The 24,510-nt window shown below is 60.0% G+C and carries 8 protein-coding genes; all 8 read left to right on the forward strand.

Annotated elements, in window-relative coordinates:
• Positions 1 to 18: 18 nt before the first annotated feature.
• The 8 genes from ACMCNM_RS01055 to ACMCNM_RS01090 all read left to right on the forward strand — a co-directional run bounded on the left by ACMCNM_RS01055 (position 19) and on the right by ACMCNM_RS01090 (position 24,428).
• Positions 19 to 216 carry an immunoglobulin-like domain-containing protein gene (locus ACMCNM_RS01055; RefSeq protein WP_412765894.1) on the forward strand — a complete coding sequence of 66 codons (198 nt, stop codon included), beginning with the start codon at positions 19 to 21 and terminating at the stop codon, positions 214 to 216.
• A complete protein-coding gene (locus ACMCNM_RS01060; RefSeq protein WP_412763804.1) occupies positions 213 to 512 on the forward strand; it encodes a hypothetical protein in 300 nt (99 codons plus the stop codon). The genes ACMCNM_RS01055 and ACMCNM_RS01060 overlap by 4 nt, the downstream gene beginning before the upstream one ends.
• Positions 469 to 2,328 carry an immunoglobulin-like domain-containing protein gene (locus ACMCNM_RS01065; RefSeq protein ID WP_412763805.1) on the forward strand — a complete coding sequence of 620 codons (1,860 nt, stop codon included), beginning with the start codon at positions 469 to 471 and terminating at the stop codon, positions 2,326 to 2,328. Before ACMCNM_RS01060 ends, ACMCNM_RS01065 begins: the two co-directional genes overlap by 44 nt.
• Positions 2,240 to 2,572: an immunoglobulin-like domain-containing protein gene (locus ACMCNM_RS01070; protein WP_412763806.1), complete on the forward strand. Its 333-nt coding sequence runs from the start codon at positions 2,240 to 2,242 to the stop codon at positions 2,570 to 2,572. Before ACMCNM_RS01065 ends, ACMCNM_RS01070 begins: the two co-directional genes overlap by 89 nt.
• Before the next feature lie 269 nt (positions 2,573 to 2,841).
• The gene (locus ACMCNM_RS01075; RefSeq protein ID WP_412765895.1) at positions 2,842 to 3,045 is read left to right on the forward strand and encodes an immunoglobulin-like domain-containing protein; all 204 of its coding nucleotides are present in this window, start codon (positions 2,842 to 2,844) and stop codon (positions 3,043 to 3,045) included.
• Between the two features lie 17 nt (positions 3,046 to 3,062).
• Entirely contained in the window at positions 3,063 to 16,934 is a 13,872-nt protein-coding gene (locus tag ACMCNM_RS01080; protein WP_412765896.1) for an immunoglobulin-like domain-containing protein, read from the forward strand.
• Positions 16,885 to 17,067, forward strand: a complete 183-nt coding sequence (locus tag ACMCNM_RS01085) for an immunoglobulin-like domain-containing protein (protein ID WP_412763807.1) — start codon at positions 16,885 to 16,887, stop codon at positions 17,065 to 17,067. The genes ACMCNM_RS01080 and ACMCNM_RS01085 overlap by 50 nt, the downstream gene beginning before the upstream one ends.
• The gene (locus ACMCNM_RS01090) at positions 17,064 to 24,428 is read left to right on the forward strand and encodes an immunoglobulin-like domain-containing protein (protein WP_412763808.1); all 7,365 of its coding nucleotides are present in this window, start codon (positions 17,064 to 17,066) and stop codon (positions 24,426 to 24,428) included. Before ACMCNM_RS01085 ends, ACMCNM_RS01090 begins: the two co-directional genes overlap by 4 nt.
• Positions 24,429 to 24,510 lie beyond the last annotated feature (82 nt).

Consider the following 24,510-nt stretch of genomic DNA (forward strand, 5'->3'; position numbering starts at 1 on the left):
AACAAAGACGGTCTGCCGATCGATAAACACTCGGCGCTGACCTTCACCCTGAGCGACGGCACCACCGTCATCACCGTGCCGGCCAACAGCACCACTGGTTTCACCACCGTGGTTGCCCCGGATAACGTTTATGTCGGTACCAACGACGCGGTGATCAAGTCGATCGCCACCGTCGATGGCGCGGATGTCGGCAAGTTCGAGAACCTGACGCGGTGATCAAATCGATCGCCACCGTCGACGGCGCGGATGTTGGCAAGTTCGAAAACCTGGTTCTGGACAAGACGCCGGTCAGCACCGCTGTTACTGACGAGCCTGGCTCGGGTACTCCGGGTGCCGGCAACGAGGGCGACTTGGTCAAGGTGACGATCACGGCTGACCAGGTATCGGTCGCCGAGAACGTGAAGCCGACCTTCACCGTTCACATCAACACCGCGCTGGCTCACGACTGCCCTGGCCCACGACCTGGTCGTGACCTTGAGCAACAACGCCACCGTCACCATCAAAGCGGGTGAAACCAGCGCGCCGTACACCCACGAAGCACAGGGCGACGACGTTTACAAAGATGCCGGTGAAATCTCCCTGGGTATCAAGTCCGCGGTCGATGTCGATGGTCGTGCCTTCGAAAACCTGCAGCTGGGCGACGCGGCATCGGTCAAAGTCACCGATACCACTGACGACGTCATCGCCAAACTGACCGCTACCCCTTCGGTCACCGAAGGCGGCGAGATCACCTATACCGTCACCCTGACCAATAAAGACGGCTTGCCGATCGATAACCACGCGCCGTTGTACTTCACCTTGAGTGACGGCAAAACGGTCATCACCGTACCAGCCAACGGCACCACCGGTTCGGTTACCGTGACCGCCCCGGACAACGTCTACACCGGCGCTAACCCACCGGTAGAGCAGAGCCTGCAGGCGGTCAGCGGCGCTGACGCCTGGAAGTTCGAAAACCTGGTTCTGGACAAGACTCCAGTCAGCACCACTGTCACTGACGAGCCGGGTACCCCAGGCAACGAAGGTGATGTGGTCAAGGTCACCATCACCGCCGATCAAATCTCGGTGGCTGAAAACGTTAAACCGACCTTCACCGTCCATATCAACACTGCCCTGGCCCACGACCTGGTCGTGACCTTGAGCAACAACGCCACCGTCACCATCAAAGCGGGTGAAACCAGCGCGCCGTACACCCACGAAGCGCAGGGCGACGACGTTTACAAAGACGCTGGCGAAATCAGCCTGGGCATCAAGTCCGCGGTCGATGTTGACGGCCGTGCCTTCGAGAACCTGCAGCTGGGCGACGCGGCATCGGTCAAAGTCACCGATACCACTGACGACGTCATCGCCAAACTGACCGCCACTCCTTCGGTCACCGAAGGCGGCGAGATCACTTACACCGTCACCTTGACCAACAAAGACGGTCTGCCGATCGACAACCACGCGCCGTTGTATTTCACCCTGAGTGACGGCAAAACGGTCATCACCGTACCGGCCAACGGCACCACCGGTTCGATTACCGTGACTGCGCCGGACAACGTCTACACCGGCGCTAACCCACCGGTCGAGCAGAGCCTGCAGGCGGTCAGCGGTGCTGACGCCTGGAAGTTTGAAAACCTGGTTCTGGACAAGACTCCAGTCAGCACCACTGTCACTGACGAGCCTGGTACCCCTGGCAACGAAGGCGACGTGGTCAAGGTCACCATCACGGCTGATCAGGTTTCGGTCGCCGAGAACGTGAAGCCGACCTTCACCGTTCACATCAATACTGCCCTGGCCCACGACCTGGTCGTGACCTTGAGCAACAACGCCACCGTCACCATCAAAGCGGGTGAAACCAGCGCGCCGTACACCCACGAAGACGTTTACAAAGACGCTGGCGAAATCAGCCTGGGCATCAAGTCCGCGGTCGATGTTGACGGCCGTGCCTTCGAGAACCTGCAGCTGGGCGACGCAGCGTCGGTCAAAGTGACTGATACCACTGACGACGTCATCGCCAAGCTGACCGCCACCCCTTCGGTTACCGAAGGCGGCGAGATCACTTACACCGTCACCCTGACCAACAAAGATGGTCCTGCCCTGGCCCACGACCTGGTCGTGACCTTGAGCAACAACGCCACCGTCACCATCAAAGCGGGTGAAACCAGCGCGCCGTACACCCACGAAGCGCAGGGCGACGACGTTTACAAAGACGCTGGCGAAATCAGCCTGGGCATCAAGTCCGCGGTCGATGTTGACGGCCGTGCCTTCGAGAACCTGCAGCTGGGCGACGCACGTTTACAAAGACGCTGGCGAAATCAGCCTGGGCATCAAGTCCGCGGTCGATGTTGACGGCCGTGCCTTCGAGAACCTGCAGCTGGGCGACGCGGCATCGGTCAAAGTCACCGATACCACTGACGACGTCATCGCCAAACTGACCGCCACTCCTTCGGTCACCGAAGGCGGCGAGATCACTTACACCGTCACCTTGACCAACAAAGACGGTCTGCCGATCGACAACCACGCGCCGTTGTATTTCACCCTGAGTGACGGCAAAACGGTCATCACCGTTGGTCAAGGTGACGATCACGGCTGACCAGGTATCGGTCGCCGAGAACGTGAAGCCGACCTTCACCGTTCACATCAACACCGCGCTGGCTCACGATCTGGTCGTGACCCTGAGCAACAACGCGGTTGTGACTATCAAGGCTGGCGAAACCAGCGCGCCTTACACCCACGAAGCGCAGGGCGACGACGTTTACAAAGACGCCGGTGAAATCGAGTTGGGCGTGAAGTCGGCAGCAGACATCGATGGTCGTGCCTTCGAAAACCTGCAGCTGGGCGATGCGGCCTCGGTCAAAGTGACTGGAAACCAGCGCGCCGTACACCCACGAAGCGCAGGGCGACGACGTTTACAAAGACGCCGGCGAAATTTCCCTGGGTATCAAGTCTGCCGTCGATGTTGACGGCCGTGCCTTCGAGAACCTGCAGTTGGGCGACGCGGCATCGGTCAAAGTCACCGACACCACTGACGACGTCATCGCCAAACTGACCGCCACTTCACCCTGAGTGACGGCAAAACGGTCATCACCGTCCCGGCGAACGGCACCACCGGTTCGATTACCGTGACTGCGCCGGACAACGTCTACACCGGCGCTAACCCACCGGTCGAGCAGAGCCTGCAGGCGGTCAGCGGCGCTGACGCCTGGAAGTTCGAAAACCTGGTTCTGGACAAGACTCCAGTCAGCACCACTGTCACTGACGCCGTCACCCTGACCAACAAAGATGGTCTGCCGATCGACAACCACGCGCCGTTGTACTTCACCTTGAGTGACGGCAAAACGGTCATCACCGTACCGGCCAACGGCACCACTGGTTCGGTTACCGTAACTGCCCCGGACAACGTCTACACTGGCGCTAATCCACCGGTCGAGCAGAGCCTGCAGGCGGTCAGCGGCGCTGACGCCTGGAAGTTTGAAAACCTGGTTCTGGACAAGACTCCAGTCAGCACCACTGTCACTGACGAGCCGGGTACTCCAGGCAACGAAGGTGATGTGGTCAAGGTCACCATCACGGCTGACCAGGTTTCGGTTGCCGAGAACGTGAAGCCGACCTTCACCGTTCACATCAACACCGCCCTGGCCCACGACCTGGTCGTGACCCTGAGCAACAACGCTACCGTCACCATCAAGGCTGGCGAAACCAGCGCGCCGTACACCCACGAAGCACAGGGCGACGACGTTTACAAAGATGCCGGTGAAATCTCCCTGGGTATCAAGTCCGCGGTCGATGTCGATGGTCGTGCCTTCGAAAACCTGCAGCTGGGCGATGCGGCTTCGGTCAAGGTCACCGACACCACGGATGACGTGGTGGCCAAGCTGACTGCCACGCCTTCGGTTGCCGAAGGCGGTGCGATCACTTACACCATCACCCTGACCAACAAAGATGGCTTACCGATCGATAAGCACTCGGCGCTGACCTTCACGCTGAGTGATGGCACCACCGTCATTACCGTGCCGGCCAACAGCACCACCGGCTTCACCACCGTGACTGCTCCTGATAACGTCTACACCGGTACCAACGACCCAGTGATTAAATCGATCGCTTCGGTTGATGGCGCGGATGTCGGCAAGTTCGAAAACTTGGTTCTGGACAAAACCCCGGTCAGCACCGTTGTCACCGACGAACCAGGCACGCCGGGCAACGAAGGCGACGTGGTCAAGGTCACCATCACCGCCGACCAGGTTTCGGTTGCTGAGAACGTCAAACCGACCTTCACCGTCCACATCAATACCGCCCTGGCTCACGATCTGGTCGTGACCCTGAGCAACAACGCTACCGTCACCATCAAAGCTGGTGAAACCAGCGCGCCTTACACCCACGAAGCGCAGGGCGACGACGTCTACAAAGATGCCGGCGAAATCGAGCTGGGTATCAAGTCTGCCGTCGATGTTGACGGCCGTGCCTTCGAAAACCTGCAGCTGGGCGATGCCGCTTCGGTCAAAGTCACTGACACCACTGACGACGTCATTGCCAAACTGACCGCTACCCCTTCGGTCACCGAAGGCGGCGAGATCACTTACACCGTCACCCTGACCAACAAAGACGGTCTGCCGATCGACAACCACGCGCCGTTGTATTTCACCCTGAGTGACGGCAAAACGGTCATCACCGTACCGGCCAACGGCACCACCGGTTCGATTACCGTAACTGCCCCGGACAACGTCTACACCGGCACTAATCCACCGGTCGAGCAGAGCCTGCAGGCGGTCAGCGGCGCTGACGCCTGGAAGTTTGAAAACCTGGTTCTGGACAAGACTCCAGTCAGCACCACTGTCACTGACGAGCCAGGCACGCCGGGCAACGAAGGCGACGTGGTCAAGGTGACCATCACCGCTGACCAGGTTTCGGTCGCTGAGAACGTGAAGCCGACCTTCACCGTTCACATCAACACCGCGCTGGCCCACGACCTGGTCGTGACCTTGAGCAACAACGCCACCGTCACCATCAAAGCCGGTGAAACCAGCGCGCCGTACACCCACGAAGCGCAGGGCGACGACGTTTACAAAGACGCCGGCGAAATTTCCCTGGGTATCAAGTCTGCCGTCGATGTTGACGGCCGTGCCTTCGAGAACCTGCAGTTGGGCGACGCGGCATCGGTCAAAGTCACCGACACCACTGACGACGTCATCGCCAAACTGACCGCCACTCCTTCGGTCACCGAAGGCGGCGAGATCACTTACACCGTCACCCTGACCAACAAAGACGGTCTGCCGATCGATAACCACGCGCCGTTGTACTTCACCTTGAGTGACGGCAAAACGGTGATCACCGTCCCGGCCAACGGCACCACCGGTTCGGTTACTGTGACCGCCCCGGACAACGTCTACACCGGCGCTAACCCACCGGTAGAGCAGAGCCTGCAGGCGGTCAGCGGCGCTGACGCCTGGAAGTTTGAAAACCTGGTTCTGGACAAGACCCCGGTCAGCACCACTGTGACCGACGAGCCGGGTACTCCAGGCAACGAAGGCGATGTGGTCAAAGTCACCATTACCGCTGACCAGGTTTCCGTCGCCGAGAACGTCAAACCAACGTTCACCGTCCACATCAACACCGCGCTGGCTCACGACCTGGTCGTGACCTTGAGCAACAACGCTACCGTCACCATCAAAGCTGGCGAAACCAGCGCGCCGTACACCCACGAAGCACAGGGCGACGACGTTTACAAAGACGCTGGCGAAATCAGCCTGGGCATCAAGTCCGCGGTCGATGTTGACGGCCGTGCCTTCGAGAACCTGCAGCTGGGCGACGCAGCGTCGGTCAAAGTGACTGATACCACTGACGACGTCATCGCCAAGCTGACCGCCACCCCTTCGGTTACCGAAGGCGGCGAGATCACTTACACCGTCACCCTGACCAACAAAGATGGTCTGCCGATCGACAACCACGCGCCGTTGTACTTCACCCTGAGTGACGGCAAAACGGTCATCACCGTACCGGCCAACGGCACCACCGGTTCGATTACCGTAACTGCCCCGGACAACGTCTACATCGGCGCTAACCCACCGGTCGAGCAGAGCCTGCAGGCGGTCAGCGGCGCTGACGCCTGGAAGTTTGAGAACCTGGTTCTGGATAAGACTCCAGTCAGCACCACTGTCACTGACGAGCCGGGTACCCCAGGCAACGAAGGCGACGTGGTCAAGGTCACCATCACGGCTGATCAGGTTTCGGTCGCCGAGAACGTGAAGCCGACCTTCACCGTTCACATCAACACCGCGCTGGCCCACGACCTGGTCGTGACCTTGAGCAACAACGCCACCGTCACCATCAAAGCTGGCGAAACCAGCGCGCCATACACCCACGAAGCGCAAGGCGACGACGTCTACAAAGACGCCGGTGAAATCAGCCTGGGTATCAAGTCGGCAGCAGACATCGATGGTCGTACCTTCGAAAACCTGCAGTTGAGCGACGCCGCTTCGGTCAAAGTGACCGATACCACTGACGACGTCATCGCCAAACTGACCGCCACCCCTTCAGTCACCGAAGGCGGCGAGATCACTTACACCGTCACCCTGACCAACAAAGACGGTCTGCCGATCGACAACCACGCGCCGTTGTACTTCACCCTGAGTGACGGCAAAACGGTCATCACCGTTCCGGCCAACGGCACCACCGGTTCGGTCACCGTAACTGCCCCGGACAACGTCTACACCGGCGCTAACCCACCGGTAGAGCAGAGCCTGCAGGCGGTCAGCGGTGCTGACGCTTGGAAATTCGAAAACCTGGTTCTGGACAAGACCCCGGTCAGCACCACTGTGACTGACGAGCCGGGTACCCCAGGCAACGAAGGCGATGTGGTCAAAGTCACCATCACCGCTGATCAAGTCTCGGTGGCGGAAAACGTCAAACCGACCTTCACCGTTCACATCAACACTGCGCTGGCTCACGACCTGGTCGTGACCCTGAGCAACAACGCTACCGTCACCATCAAGGCTGGCGAAACCAGCGCGCCGTACACCCACGAAGCGCAGGGCGACGACGTTTACAAAGACGCCGGCGAAATTTCCCTGGGTATCAAGTCTGCCGTCGATGTTGACGGCCGTGCCTTCGAGAACCTGCAGTTGGGCGACGCGGCATCGGTCAAAGTCACCGACACCACTGACGACGTCATCGCCAAACTGACCGCCACCCCTTCGGTCACCGAAGGCGGCGAGATCACTTACACCGTCACCCTGACCAACAAAGACGGTCTGCCGATCGACAACCACGCGCCGTTGTATTTCACCCTGAGTGACGGCAAAACGGTCATCACCGTACCGGCCAACGGCACCACCGGTTCGATTACCGTAACTGCCCCGGACAACGTCTACACCGGCACTAATCCGCCGGTAGAGCAGAGCCTGCAATCGGTCAGCGGCGCTGACGCTTGGAAGTTCGAAAACCTGGTTCTGGACAAGACCCCGGTCAGCACCACTGTCACTGACGAGCCAGGCACGCCGGGCAACGAAGGTGATCTGGTCAAAGTCACCATCACGGCTGACCAGGTATCGGTCGCTGAGAACGTCAAACCGACCTTCACCGTTCACATCAACACCGCGCTGGCCCACGACCTGGTCGTGACCTTGAGCAACAACGCCACCGTCACTATCAAAGCCGGTGAAACCAGCGCGCCGTACACCCACGAAGCACAGGGCGACGACGTCTACAAAGACGCTGGCGAAATCAGCCTGGGTATCAAGTCGGCAGCAGACATCGATGGCCGTGCCTTCGAAAACCTGCAGCTGGGCGATGCCGCCTCGGTCAAAGTCACCGACACCACCGACGATGTCGTGGCCAAGCTGACTGCCACTCCTTCGGTTACCGAAGGTGGTGCGATCACCTACACCATCACCCTGACCAACAAAGATGGCTTGCCGATTGATAAGCACTCGGCGCTGACCTTCACGCTCAGCGACGGCACCACCGTCATCACGGTCCCGGCCAACAGCACCACTGGTTTCACCACGGTGACTGCCCCGGACAACGTCTACGTCGGTACCAACGACCCAGTGATCAAATCGATCGCTTCGGTGGATGGCGCTGATGTTGGCAAGTTCGAGAACTTGGTTCTGGACAAGACGCCAGTCAGCACTGCTGTGACCGACGAGCCAGGCACTCCGGGCAACGAAGGCGACTTGGTCAAAGTCACCATCACCGCTGATCAGGTTTCGGTGGCCGAGAACGTCAAACCGACCTTCACCGTTCACATCAACACTGCCCTGGCTCACGACCTGGTCGTGACCCTGAGCAACAATGCCACCGTCACCATCAAGGCCGGCGAAACCAGCGCGCCGTACACTCACGAAGCGCAGGGCGACGACGTCTACAAAGACGCTGGCGAAATCGAGTTGGGCGTGAAGTCGGCAGCAGACATCGATGGCCGTGCCTTCGAGAATCTGCAGCTGGGCGACGCGGCGTCGGTCAAAGTCACTGACACCACCGACGATGTCGTGGCCAAGCTGACTGCCACCCCTTCGGTTACCGAAGGCGGTGCGATCACCTACACCATCACCCTGACCAACAAAGACGGTCTGCCGATCGACAAGCACTCGGCACTGACCTTCACGCTGAGCGACGGCACCACCGTCATCACGGTTCCGGCCAACAGCACCACCGGTTTCACCACGGTTATCGCACCGGACAACGTCTACACCGGTACCAACGACCCAGTGATCAAATCGATCGCTTCGGTTGATGGCGCGGATGTCGGTAAGTTCGAGAACCTGGTTCTGGATAAAACGCCGGTCAGCACTGCTGTCACTGACGAACCAGGCTCGGGTACTCCAGGCGCTGGCAACGAAGGCGACTTGGTCAAAGTCACCATCACCGCCGATCAGGTTTCGGTCGCTGAAAACGTGAAGCCGACCTTCACCGTTCACATCAACACCGCGCTGGCTCACGACCTGGTCGTGACCCTGAGCAACAACGCCACCGTTACTATCAAGGCTGGCGAAACCAGCGCGCCGTACACCCACGAAGCGCAGGGCGACGACGTCTACAAAGACGCCGGTGAAATCGAGTTGGGCGTGAAGTCGGCAGCGGACATCGATGGCCGTGCCTTCGAAAACCTGCAGCTGGGCGACGCGGCGTCGGTCAAAGTCACCGATACCACGGATGACGTGGTGGCCAAGCTGACTGCGACGCCTTCGGTGACCGAAGGTGGTGCAATCACCTACACCATCACCCTGACCAACAAAGACGGTCTGCCGATCGATAAACACTCGGCGCTGACCTTCACCCTGAGCGACGGCACCACCGTCATCACCGTGCCGGCCAACAGCACCACTGGTTTCACCACCGTGGTTGCCCCGGATAACGTTTATGTCGGTACCAACGACGCGGTGATCAAGTCGATCGCCACCGTCGATGGCGCGGATGTCGGCAAGTTCGAGAACCTGGTTCTGGACAAAACGCCGGTCAGCACTGCTGTGACCGACGAGCCGGGCTCAGGTACTCCAGGTGCTGGCAACGAAGGCGATCTGGTCAAGGTCACCATCACAGCTGATCAGGTTTCGGTTGCCGAGAACGTCAAACCAACGTTCACCGTTCACATCAACACTGCCCTGGCTCACGACCTGGTCGTGACCTTGAGCAACAACGCCACCGTCACCATCAAAGCCGGTGAAACCAGCGCGCCGTACACCCACGAAGCGCAAGGCGACGACGTCTACAAAGACGCCGGTGAAATCGAGTTGGGCGTGAAGTCGGCAGCAGACATCGATGGTCGTACCTTCGAGAACCTGCAGCTGGGTGACGCAGCGTCGGTCAAAGTCACCGATACCACGGATGACGTGGTGGCCAAGCTGACTGCGACGCCTTCGGTGACCGAAGGTGGTGCAATCACCTACACCATCACCCTGACCAACAAAGATGGCTTGCCAATCGATAAACACTCGGCGCTGACCTTCACCCTGAGCGACGGCACTACCGTCATCACCGTGCCGGCCAACAGCACCAGCGGTTTCACCACCGTGGCTGCCCCGGATAACGTTTACGTCGGTACCAACGACGCGGTGATCAAATCGATCGCCACCGTCGACGGCGCGGATGTTGGCAAGTTCGAAAACCTGGTTCTGGACAAGACGCCGGTCAGCACCGCTGTTACTGACGAGCCTGGCTCGGGTACTCCGGGTGCCGGCAACGAGGGCGACTTGGTCAAGGTGACGATCACGGCTGACCAGGTATCGGTCGCCGAGAACGTGAAGCCGACCTTCACCGTTCACATCAACACCGCGCTGGCTCACGATCTGGTCGTGACCCTGAGCAACAACGCGGTTGTGACTATCAAGGCTGGCGAAACCAGCGCGCCTTACACCCACGAAGCGCAGGGCGACGACGTTTACAAAGACGCCGGTGAAATCGAGTTGGGCGTGAAGTCGGCAGCAGACATCGATGGTCGTGCCTTCGAAAACCTGCAGCTGGGCGATGCGGCCTCGGTCAAAGTGACTGACACCACCGACGACGTGGTGGCCAAGCTGACCGCTACGCCTTCGGTCACCGAAGGTGGTGCGATCACCTACACCATCACCCTGACCAACAAAGACGGTCTGCCGATCGATAAACACTCGGCGCTGACCTTCACCCTGAGCGACGGCACCACCGTCATCACCGTGCCGGCCAACAGCACCACTGGTTTCACCACCGTGGTTGCCCCGGATAACGTTTATGTCGGTACCAACGACGCGGTGATCAAGTCGATCGCCACCGTCGATGGCGCGGATGTCGGCAAGTTCGAGAACCTTGTTCTGGACAAGACTCCGGTCAGCACTGCTGTCACCGACGAACCAGGTACGCCGGGCAACGAAGGTGATCTGGTCAAGGTCACCATCACCGCTGACCAGGTTTCGGTCGCCGAGAACGTCAAACCGACGTTCACTGTTCACATCAACACCGCCCTGGCCCACGACCTGGTCGTGACCCTGAGCAACAACGCCACCGTTACCATCAAGGCTGGCGAAACCAGCGCGCCGTACACTCACGAAGCGCAGGGCGATGACGTCTACAAAGACGCTGGCGAAATCTCCCTGGGTATCAAGTCCGCGGTCGATGTTGACGGTCGAGCCTTCGAGAACCTGCAGCTGGGCGACGCCGCTTCGGTCAAAGTCACCGACACCACGGATGACGTGGTGGCCAAGCTGACTGCCACCCCTTCGGTCACCGAAGGCGGTGCAATCACTTACACCATCACCCTGACCAACAAAGACGGTCTGCCGATTGATAAGCACTCGGCGCTGACCTTCACCTTGAGCGACGGCACCACCGTCATCACGGTTCCGGCCAACAGCACCAGCGGTTTCACCACCGTGACTGCCCCGGACAACGTCTACACCGGTACCAACGACCCAGTGATCAAATCGATCGCTTCGGTTGATGGCGCGGATGTCGGCAAGTTCGAGAACCTGGTTCTGGACAAAACTCCAGTCAGCACCGCTGTCACCGATGAGCCAGGTTCGGGCACTCCGGGGACCGGCAACGAAGGCGACTTGGTCAAAGTCACCATCACCGCCGATCAGGTTTCGGTTGCTGAGAACGTGAAGCCGACCTTCACCGTTCATATCAACACCGCGCTGGCTCACGACCTGGTCGTGACGCTGAGCAACAACGCCACCGTGACCATCAAAGCCGGTGAAACCAGCGCGCCGTACACCCACGAAGCACAGGGCGACGACGTTTACAAAGACGCTGGCGAAATCAGCCTGGGTATCAAGTCGGCAGCAGACATCGATGGCCGTGCCTTCGAAAACCTGCAGCTGGGTGACGCGGCGTCGGTCAAAGTGACTGACACCACCGACGACGTGGTGGCCAAACTGACTGCCACCCCTTCGGTTACCGAAGGTGGTGCAATCACCTACACCATCACCCTGACCAACAAAGACGGTCTGCCGATCGACAAGCATTCGGCGCTGACCTTCACGCTGAGCGACGGCACCACCGTCATCACCGTGCCGGCCAACAGCACCAGCGGTTTCACCACCGTGGCTGCCCCGGATAACGTTTACGTTGGTACCAACGATGCGGTGATCAAATCGATCGCCTCGGTTGATGGCGCGGATGTTGGTAAGTTCGAGAACCTGGTTCTGGACAAGACCCCGGTCAGCACCGCTGTCACCGACGAGCCAGGCTCGGGTACTCCAGGCGCTGGCAACGAAGGCGATCTGGTCAAGGTCACCATCACCGCTGACCAGGTTTCGGTTGCAGAGAACGTGAAGCCGACCTTCACCGTTCACATCAACACCGCGCTGGCTCACGACCTGGTCGTGACCTTGAGCAACAACGCTACCGTTACCATCAAGGCTGGCGAAACCAGCGCGCCGTACACCCACGAAGCGCAGGGCGACGACGTCTACAAAGACGCCGGCGAAATCGAGTTGGGCGTGAAGTCGGCAGCAGACATCGATGGTCGTACCTTCGAGAACCTGCAGCTGGGTGACGCAGCGTCGGTCAAAGTCACCGATACCACGGATGACGTGGTGGCCAAGCTGACCGCTACGCCTTCGGTCACCGAAGGTGGTGCAATCACCTACACCATCACCCTGACCAACAAAGACGGTCTGCCGATCGATAAACACTCGGCGCTGACCTTCACCCTGAGCGACGGCACTACCGTCATCACCGTGCCGGCCAACAGCACCAGCGGTTTCACCACCGTGGCTGCCCCGGATAACGTTTACGTTGGTACCAACGATGCGGTGATCAAATCGATCGCTTCGGTCGATGGCGCTGATGTCGGCAAGTTCGAGAACCTGGTACTGGACAAGACCCCGGTCAGCACCGCTGTCACCGACGAGCCAGGCTCGGGTACTCCAGGCGCTGGCAACGAAGGCGACTTGGTCAAAGTCACCATCAGCGCTGATCAGGTTTCGGTGGCCGAGAACGTCAAACCGACCTTCACCGTCCACATCAACACCGCCCTGGCTCACGACCTGGTCGTGACCCTGAGCAACAACGCCACCGTCACTATCAAGGCCGGTGAAACCAGCGCACCGTACACCCACGAAGCACAGGGTGACGACGTCTACAAAGACGCTGGCGAAATCGAGTTGGGCGTGAAGTCGGCAGCAGACATCGATGGCCGTGCCTTCGAGAACCTGCAGCTGGGCGATGCGGCCTCGGTCAAAGTGACCGATACCACTGACGATGTCATCGCCAAGCTGACCGCCACCCCTTCGGTCACTGAAGGCGGCGAGATCACCTATACCGTCACCCTGACCAACAAAGACGGCCTGCCGATCGACAATCACGCGCCGTTGTACTTCACCCTGAGTGACGGCAAAACGGTCATCACCGTGCCGGCCAATAGCACCACCGGTTTCACCACGGTGACCGCGCCGGACAACGTCTACGTCGGTACCAATGACGCGGTGGTCAAGTCGATCGCCAATGTCAGCGGCGCAGACGCCTGGAAGTTCGAGAACCTGGTTCTGGACAAGACCCCAGTCAGCACCACCGTAACCGACGAGCCGGGCTCGGGTACTCCAGGCACCGGCAACGAAGGCGACGTGGTCAAAGTCACCATCACCGCCGACCAAATCTCGGTCGCCGAGAACGTCAAACCGACCTTCACTGTCCACATCAACACCGCGCTGGCCCACGACCTGGTCGTGACCCTGAGCAATAACGCGGTTGTGGTGATCGAGGCCGGCAAGACTTCGAGCGAGCCGTATACCCACGACGCACAAGGCGATGACGTCTACAAAGACGCCGGTGAAATCGCACTGGGCATCAAATCCGCCGTCGATGTTGACGGTCGTGCCTTCGAGAACCTGCAGCTGGGTGATGCCGCGTCGGTCAAGGTCACTGACACCACCGACGACGTCGTGGCCAAGCTGACCGCGACACCTTCGGTCTCCGAAGGTGGTGAAATCACTTACACCATCACCTTGACCAACAAAGATGGTCTGCCGATCGATAACCATGCGCCGTTGTACTTCACCCTGAGTGACGGCAAAACGGTCATCACCGTGCCGGCCAATAGCACCACCGGTTTCACCACGGTGACCGCGCCGGACAACGTCTACGTCGGTACCAACGACGCGGTGATCAAATCGATCGCCAATGTCAGCGGCGCAGACGCCTGGAAGTTCGAGAACCTGGTTCTGGACAAGACCCCAGTCAGCACCACGGTGACCGACGAGCCGGGCTCGGGTACTCCAGGTGCTGGCAACGAAGGCGACTTGGTCAAAGTCACCATTACGGCTGACCAAGTCTCGGTTGCCGAGAACGTCAAACCGACCTTCACCGTCCACATCAACACCGCCCTGGCTCACGATCTGGTCGTGACGCTGAGCAACAACGCTACCGTTACCATCAAAGCCGGTGAAACCAGCGCGCCGTACACCCACGAAGCGCAGGGCGACGACGTCTACAAAGACGCCGGCGAAATCGAGTTGGGCGTGAAGTCGGCAGCAGACATCGACGGCCGTGCCTTCGAAAACCTGCAGCTGGGCGACGCCGCTTCGGTCAAAGTGACTGACACCACGGATGACGTGGTGGCCAAGCTGACCGCTACGCCTTCGGTCACCGAAGGTGGTGCGATCACCTACACCATCACCCTGACCAACAAAGACGGTCTGCCGATCGACAAGCACTCGGCACTGACCTTCACCCTGAGCGACGGCACCACTGTCATCACTGTTCCGGCCAACAGCACCACTGGTTTCACCACCGTGGCTGCCCCGGACAACGTTTACGTTGGTACCAACGACGCGGTGATCAAATCGATCGCCACCGTCGACGGTGCTGATGTTGGTAAGTTCGAGAACCTGGTTCTGGACAAGACTCCGGTCAGCACCGCTGTCACCGACGAGCCAGGCTCGGGTACTCCAGGCGCTGGCAACGAAGGCGATCTGGTCAGGGTCACCATCACCGCTGACCAGGTTTCGGTTGCAGAGAACGTGAAGCCGACCTTCACCGTTCACATCAACACCGCGCTGGCTCACGACCTGGTCGTGACCTTGAGCAACAACGCTACCGTTACCATCAAGGCTGGCGAAACCAGCGCGCCGTACACCCACGAAGCGCAGGGCGACGACGTCTACAAAGACGCCGGCGAAATCGAGTTGGGCGTGAAGTCGGCAGCAGACATCGATGGTCGTGCCTTCGAAAACCTGCAGTTGGGTGACGCAGCGTCGGTCAAAGTCACCGACACCACCGACGATGTCGTGGCCAAGCTGACTGCTACGCCTTCGGTTACCGAAGGTGGTGCGATCACTTACACCATCACCCTGACCAACAAAGACGGTCTGCCGATCGACAAGCATTCGGCGCTGACCTTCACGCTGACCGACGGCACTACCGTCATCACCGTGCCGGCCAACAGCACCAGCGGTTTCACCACCGTGACTGCTCCGGATAACGTCTACGTCGGTACCAACGACGCGGTGATCAAATCGATCGCCACCGTCGACGGCGCGGATGTTGGCAAGTTCGAAAACCTGGTCCTGGACAAGACGCCGGTCAGTACTGCTGTCACTGACGAGCCGGGCTCGGGTACTCCAGGTGCTGGCAACGAAGGCGACTTGGTCAAAGTCACCATTACGGCTGACCAAGTCTCGGTTGCCGAGAACGTCAAACCGACCTTCACCGTCCACATCAACACCGCCCTGGCTCACGATCTGGTCGTGACGCTGAGCAACAACGCTACCGTTACCATCAAAGCCGGTGAAACCAGCGCGCCGTACACCCACGAAGCGCAGGGCGACGACGTTTACAAAGACGCCGGTGAAATCGAGTTGGGCGTGAAGTCGGCAGCAGACATCGATGGCCGTGCCTTCGAGAATCTGCAGCTGGGCGACGCGGCGTCGGTCAAAGTCACTGACACCACCGACGATGTCGTGGCCAAGCTGACTGCTACGCCTTCGGTTACCGAAGGTGGCGCGATCACCTACACCATCACCCTGACCAACAAAGATGGTCTGCCGATCGACAAACACTCGGCGTTGACCTTCACCCTGAGTGATGGCACCACCGTCATCACGGTCCCGGCCAATAGCACTACCGGTTTCACCACCGTGACTGCTCCGGACAACGTCTACGTCGGTACCAACGACCCAGTGATCAAATCGATCGCTTCGGTGGATGGCGCGGATGTCGGCAAGTTCGAGAACCTGGTTCTGGACAAAACGCCGGTCAGCACTGCTGTGACCGACGAGCCAGGCACGCCGGGCAACGAAGGTGATCTGGTCAAAGTCACCATCACCGCTGATCAGGTTTCGGTGGCTGAAAACGTCAAACCGACCTTCACCGTCCACATCAACACCGCGCTGGCTCACGACCTGGTCGTGACGTTGAGCAACAACGCCACCGTCACCATCAAGGCTGGCGAAACCAGCGCGCCTTACACCCACGAAGCGCAGGGCGACGACGTCTACAAAGACGCTGGCGAAATCGAGTTGGGCGTGAAGTCGGCAGCAGACATCGACGGCCGTGCCTTCGAGAACCTGCAGCTGGGCGACGCGGCGTCGGTCAAAGTCACCGACACCACTGACGATGTCGTGGCCAAGCTGACTGCTACGCCTTCGGTTACCGAAGGTGGTGCGATCACCTACACCATCACCCTGACCAACAAAGATGGCTTGCCGATCGACAAGCACTCGGCGCTGACCTTCACGCTGAGCGACGGCACCACCGTCATCACGGTTCCGGCCAACAGCACCACCGGTTTCACCACGGTGACTGCCCCGGACAACGTCTACGTCGGTACCAATGACGCGGTGATCAAATCGATCGCCACCGTCGACGGCGCGGATGTTGGCAAGTTCGAAAACCTGGTTCTGGACAAGACGCCGGTCAGCACCGCTGGATGGCCTGCCAGTCAACAACCACGGCGCCCTGACCTTCACGCTGAGCGACGGCAAAACCGTCATCACCGTGCCGGCCAACGGCACCGTCGGTACGGCCACCGTCGCTGCACCGGATAACGTCTACATCGGCCAGAGCTCGGTCAGCCAGACCCTGCAATCGGTAGGCGGCGCGGGCGCCAGCAAGTTCGAAAACCTGACCCTGGACAAGGCCCCGGCCACCACCACGGTCAACGACGAACCGAGAACGTGAAGCCGACCTTCACCGTTCACATCAACACCGCGCTGGCTCACGACCTGGTCGTGACCTTGAGCAACAACGCTACCGTTACCATCAAGGCTGGCGAAACCAGCGCGCCGTACACCCACGAAGCGCAGGGCGACGACGTCTACAAAGACGCCGGCGAAATCGAGTTGGGCGTGAAGTCGGCAGCAGACATGCCGATCGATAAACACTCGGCACTGACCTTCACCCTAAGCGACGGCACCACCGTCATCACGGTTCCGGCCAACAGCACCACCGGTTTCACCACGGTTATCGCACCGGACAACGTCTACACCGGTACCAACGACGCGGTGATCAAATCGATCGCCACCGTCGACGGCGCGGATGTTGGCAAGTTCGAAAACCTGGTTCTGGACAAGACGCCGGTCAGCACCGCTGTGCCGATCGATAAACACTCGGCACTGACCTTCACCCTAAGCGACGGCACCACCGTCATCACGGTTCCGGCCAACAGCACCACCGGTTTCACCACCGTGGCTGCCCCGGACAACGTTTACGTTGGTACCAACGACGCGGTGATCAAATCGATCGCCACCGTCGACGGCGCTGATGTTGGCAAGTTCGAAAACCTGGTTCTGGACAAGACCCCAGTCAGCACCGCTGTCACCGACGAGCCAGGCTCGGGTACTCCAGGCGCTGGCAACGAAGGCGATCTGGTCAAGGTCACCATCACCGCCGATCAGGTTTCGGTTGCCGAGAACGTGAAGCCGACCTTCACCGTTCACATCAACACCGCGCTGGCTCACGACCTGGTCGTGACCTTGAGCAACAACGCTACCGTTACCATCAAGGCTGGCGAAACCAGCGCGCCGTACACCCACGAAGCGCAGGGCGACGACGTCTACAAAGACGCCGGCGAAATCGAGTTGGGCGTGAAGTCGGCAGCAGACATCGATGGCCGTGCCTTCGAGAATCTGCAGCTGGGCGACGCGGCGTCGGTCAAAGTCACCGACACCACTGACGACGTGGTGGCCAAGCTGACTGCCACCCCTTCGGTCACCGAAGGTGGTGCAATCACCTACACCATCACCCTGACCAACAAGGACGGTCTGCCGATTGATAAGCACTCGGCGCTGACCTTCACCCTGAGCGACGGCACCACCGTCATTACCGTGCCGGCCAACAGCACCACTGGTTTCACCACCGTGGTTGCCCCGGATAACGTTTATGTCGGTACCAACGACGCGGTGATCAAGTCGATCGCCACCGTCGATGGCGCCGATGTTGGCAAGTTCGAGAACCTGGTTCTGGACAAGACTCCGGTCAGCACTGCTGTGACCGACGAGCCGGGCTCAGGTACTCCAGGCGCTGGCAACGAAGGCGATCTGGTCAAGGTCACCATCACGGCCGATCAGGTTTCGGTGGCTGAAAACGTCAAACCGACCTTCACCGTCCACATCAACACCGCCCTGGCTCACGACCTGGTCGTGACCTTGAGCAACAACGCCACCGTCACCATCAAAGCCGGTGAAACCAGCGCGCCGTACACCCACGAAGCGCAAGGCGAGGACGTCTACAAAGACGCCGGTGAAATCGAGTTGGGCGTGAAGTCGGCAGCAGACATCGATGGCCGTGCCTTCGAGAACCTGCAGCTGGGCGACGCGGCGTCGGTCAAAGTCACCGACACCACCGACGATGTCGTGGCTAAGCTGACTGCCACCCCTTCGGTTACCGAAGGTGGTGCAATCACCTACACCATCACCCTGACCAACAAAGACGGTCTGCCGATCGATAAGCACTCGGCGCTGACCTTCACCCTGAGCGACGGCACCACCGTCATTACCGTGCCGGCCAACAGCACCACTGGTTTCACCACCGTGACTGCCCCGGACAACGTCTACACCGGTACCAACGATCCAGTGATCAAGTCGATCGCTTCGGTCGATGGCGCTGATGTCGGCAAGTTCGAGAACCTGGTTCTGGACAAGACCCCGGTCAGCACCGCTGTGACCGACGAACCCGGCGTAGGCACCCCAGGCAGCAACAACCAGGGCGACAAAGTCGAACTGAGCATCGTTGCCAACCAGACCTCGGTCTTCGAGAACGAGAAACCGACCTTCACCATCAGCATCAAAGAGGCCCTGGACCAGGACCTCACCGTGCAGCTGACCGAAGGCAAGTCGGTGGTGATCAAGAAGGGCGAAACCTCGGCCATCTTCACTCACGACGCCCAAGGCGAAGACGTGTACGTCGACGCCGGCTCGCTGACCGTCAGCATCACCGGCACCAGCGTGCCGGACGGTCGCCAGTTCGAAAACCTGGTGGTCAGCAAGCCTTCGGCTTCGGTGGACATCAAGGACACCTCGAACGAAGTTATCGCCAAGCTCACTGCAACCGAGTCGGTCACCGAAGGCGGTTCGATCGTCTACACCGTGACCCTGACCAGCAAGGATGGCCTGCCAGTCAACAACCACGGCGCCCTGACCTTCACGCTGAGCGACGGCAAAACCGTCATCACCGTGCCGGCCAACGGCACCGTCGGTACGGCCACCGTCGCTGCACCGGATAACGTCTACATCGGCCAGAGCTCGGTCAGCCAGACCCTGCAATCGGTAGGCGGCGCGGGCGCCAGCAAGTTCGAAAACCTGACCCTGGACAAGGCCCCGGCCACCACCACGGTCAACGACGAACCAGGCGTAGGCACCCCAGGCAGCAATAACCAGGGCGACAAAGTCGAACTGAGCATCGTTGCCAACCAGACTTCGGTCTTCGAGAACGAGAAACCGACCTTCACCATCAGCATCAAAGAGGCCCTGGACCAGGACCTCACTGTACAGTTGACCGAAGGCAAGTCGGTGGTGATCAAGAAGGGCGAAACCTCGGCCATCTTCACCCACGACGCCCAAGGCGAAGACGTGTACGTCGACGCCGGCTCGCTGACTGTCAGCATCACCGGCACCAGCGTGCCGGACGGCCGCCAGTTCGAGAACCTGGTGGTCAGCAAGCCTTCGGCCTCGGTGGACATCAAGGACACCTCGAACGAAGTCATCGCCAAGCTCACTGCAACCGAGTCGGTCACCGAAGGCGGTTCGATCGTCTACACCGTGACCCTGACCAGCAAAGATGGCCTGCCAGTCAACAACCACGGCGCCCTGACCTTCACGCTGAGCGACGGCAAAACCGTCATCACCGTGCCGGCCAACGGCACCGTCGGTACGGCCACCGTCGCTGCACCGGATAACGTCTACATCGGCCAGAGCTCGGTCAGCCAGACCCTGCAATCGGTAGGCGGCGCGGGCGCCAGCAAGTTCGAAAACCTGACCCTGGACAAGGCCCCGGCCACCACCACGGTCAACGACGAACCCGGCGTAGGCACTCCAGGCAGCAACAACCAGGGCGACAAAGTCGAACTGAGCATCGTTGCCAATCAGACTTCGGTCTTCGAGAACGAGAAACCGACCTTCACCATCAGCATCAAAGAGGCCCTGGACCAGGACCTCACCGTGCAGCTGACCGAAGGCAAGTCGGTCGTGATCAAGAAGGGCGAAACCTCGGCCATCTTTACCCACGACGCCCAAGGCGAAGACGTGTACGTCGACGCCGGCTCGCTGACCGTCAGCATCACCGGCACCAGCGTGCCGGATGGTCGCCAGTTCGAGAACCTGGTGGTCAGCAAGCCTTCGGCCTCGGTGGACATCAAGGACACCTCGAACGAAGTCATCGCCAAGCTGACCGCCACGCCTTCGGTAACCGAAGGCGGTGTGATCACCTACACCGTTACTCTGACCAGCAAAGATGGCCTGCCGATCAACAACCACGGCGCCCTCACCTTCACCTTGAGCGACGGCAAAACCGTCATCAACGTGCCGGCCAACAGTGCAACAGGCTTCGTCAACGTGGCTGCGCCGGATGATGTGTATATCGGCCAGACCTCTGTCGGCCTGGCGCTGCAGTCGGTAGGCGGCGCGGGTGCCAGCAAGTTCGAGCAGCTGACGCTGGACAAAACCACGGCCACCACCGTGGTCAACGACGAGCCAGGTGTCGGCACCCCAGGCACTGGCAACCAGGGCGATGTGACCACCATCGGTATCACCGGCACCACCTCGTTGACCGAAGGTGAAACCGGCAAATACACCCTCACCCTGAGCAACCCGGCTAAGGCGGAAGTCACCGTTACCCTGACCTACAGCGGCACCGCTAATGGCCAGGACTACACCGCGGTCACCACCGTGAAGATCCCGGCCAACAGCAGCAGCGTCACGTTCGATATCAAGACCATCGACGACAAGCTGGTTGAAGGTACCGAGAACTTCACCGTGACCATCGGCGCTGCCACCGGTGGCAACTTCGAAAACCTGCAGGTCGATAGCACCAAGGCGAGTGTCACCACCAACATCCTCGACAACGACCACCTGCCGGTTTCGACTGGCGGCGCGGTCAATGGCGTGGAAGACACCGACTACCTGTTCACCTGGAACGACTTCAAGGTCACCGATGCCGATGGCAACACCGGCCTGTTCGTGACCATTACCTCGCTGCCGGTCGACGGTAGCCTGAAGTTCTACAACGGCACCGCATGGGTCGATGTGAAAGCGGGCCAGGTCGTCAGCCAGGCCGACATCACCAGCAACTACCTGAAGTTCGTGCCGAAGGCGAACGAGTCGGGCACCGACGGCTATGGCGGCTCGGGCGTCGGCAACAAACAGGCTGACTACGCGCAGTTCAAGTACAAGCCGAACGACGGCACCAACCTGGGCAGCGAAGTGACCATGAAGGTCGACATCAGCCCGGTGGCCGACAAACCGACCCTGACGATTGGCAGTACCGATGTCGTGTCCAAAGGCCTGACCAAGGAAGTCTGGACCACCCTCAAAGGGCTGGGTACCGACGGCAACGGCATCACTGGCGACGCGCTGAAAACGGTCTTCGCCAACTCCGGCAGTGCTACCTCCAGTGCGACCACCACCAACGTGCAGTCCGATGGCAGCGTCACCGCTGGCACCGGTTCGAAAACGTCGGGCCTGCTCTTCCTGGAAGCCGGCAAGACCTACACCTTCAGCGGCATCGCCGATGACAGCCTGGTGGTCACCATTGGTGGCAAGACCGTGGTAACTGCGACTTGGGGCGCGGGTGGCCAGATTTCTGGCACCTTCACCCCAACGTCCAGCGGCTACTACCCGATCGAGGTTTACCACGCCAACCAATCAGGCCCTGGTAGCTATGACCTGAACATTCAGGCGGGCTCCGGTGCCGTCACCGACCTGAGCAGCAGTAACATCCCGATGTACCAGAACGTGACCGAGATGGCCAACGCTGGCCTGGGCGTGTCCGATCTGCACACCGTCAATGGCCAGAGCTACTACGACGGCTACAAGCTCAACGAAGGGCCGGAAGGTGGCTCGGTCAAGCTGGTCAGCATCAGCACCGGCCTGACCGACACCGATGGTTCCGAGACCTTGAGCGTGACCCTCAGCGGCATTCCGAAAGGGACTGTGCTGAGCGATGGCGCGGGCCACACCGTGACTGTCGGCGGTACGCCGGTGGACGTGACAGGCTGGAAACTCAGCGGCCTGACCCTGACCCCGCCGGCGTACTACAAAGGCACGTTCGACATCACCGTCACCTCCACGGCCACCGAAAGCCTCGGTGGTTCAGACAGCATCACCGGCAAGATCCCGGTCACTGTCTACGGCGCCACCTACAAGGCGACGGTGGGTACCTCGGGCGATGACACCATCAATGGCAGCGAAGGCAACGACATCATCGTCGCCGACGTGGCTGGCCTGAACGTGGTTGCGGGCAAGAACTACAACATCGCCTTCATGGTCGACAGCTCGGGCAGTATGAGCAACCAGTCCGTCGCCGCGGCCAAGGCGCAGTTGGCATCGGTGTTCCAGACGCTGAAAGCCAGCCTGGGCGCTGATACCTCGGGGACGGTGAATATCTTCATCGCCGACTTCGATACCCAGGTAAACAAGAACGTGGCGGTCAACCTTGCCGATACCGACGCACTGGCCAAGCTTCAGGCGGTGTTGGACTCGATGGTGGGTGGTTCAAGCTACGGCGGTGGTACCAACTATGAGGATGTGTTCAAAACCACGGCCAACTTCTTCAAGAGCACCATGGCTACCGGTAACAGCGGTGCAGAGAACCTGACCTACTTCATCACCGACGGTAAGCCGACTTATTACCAGACCAATGAAACGACCAACTACCGCCTGTGGAGCGGCGGCAAGTACCTGGATGACGTAGTCAACGTCAACAACTACAAGGTGGGTGACACCTTCAGTGTCTGGGCCGACGCAACGCACAAAGTTGAAATCAATAGCGAAGGCAGCCTCAAAGTGCTGACCTACACAGAAAACCGTTGGGGCAACCTGGTGCTTGATTCCACCCGCACGATCGGGACGATTCATGCTCAAGGGGATGGCACCTACGAGTTCTCCGGCCTGGGCGGTACCGGTTATGCCGATTCTTATAACTACTGGGATTCGGCGAACAACACGTCTGCCAGCTTCGCCCTCTTGGGTGGGACTAACGGTGTAAGCAAGGTGCAGGCAATTGGTTTGAACAGCGATGTCAGCCTGACTGACCTGAAGCCATACGACAGCGCCGGCAAGCCGCAGGCCAATATCGACCCATCCAACCTGGCCAGCGCGATCCTGGGGCATTCCGAGGCGACCCTGCCAGGCGCCGACAAGGTCGATGGCGGCAACGGCAACGACATCATCTTCGGTGACCTGATCACCCTCAACGGTGTCGTCAGCGAGGGCTACCAAGCCCTGCAGGCGTACGTTGCGCAGAAGAGCGGTGTCGAGGCCAGTGCCATCACCACCAACAATGTCCACCAGTACATCACCGAGCACTACACCGAGTTCGATATCTCCGGTGCCAACGACGGCAAGGATTTCCTGTCGGGCGGCAATGGCAACGACATCCTCTTCGGCCAAGGTGGCGATGACACGCTCGATGGTGGCAAAGGTAACGACATCCTGTTAGGCGGTACCGGCAAGGACATCCTGATCGGTGGCCAAGGCGATGACATCCTGATCGGCGGTAGCGGTGCGGACACCTTCGTGTGGAAGTCGGGCGATGTCGGCAACGACGTGATCAAGGACTTCAAGGTGGCCGAGGGTGACCGCATCGATCTGAAGGATCTGCTTCAGTTCGAGAAGGGCAGCACCATCGACAACTACCTGAAGATCACCACGGTGGACGGCACCTCGACGCTGCAGGTCAGCAGCGAGGGCAAGCTCAACGCCACCGGTGGCCTGGCCAACGCCGATGTGACGATCAAGCTGGAAGGGGTCAACTGGTCCAATACCTCGATCAACTCGTTGATCAGCGGTGGCGACCCGACCATCCGTATCGATAACAAAGACAGCTGATGCCCAGCCCACCCGGGCGGTCGAAACGACCGCCCGGGTGGGTGCCGGCTCTTTCCTGCCTTCCCCTGACAGCGCATACTCG

This window comes from Pseudomonas sp. NGC7 (genome assembly GCF_047159675.1).
Lineage (GTDB): Bacteria > Pseudomonadota > Gammaproteobacteria > Pseudomonadales > Pseudomonadaceae > Aquipseudomonas > Aquipseudomonas kermanshahensis.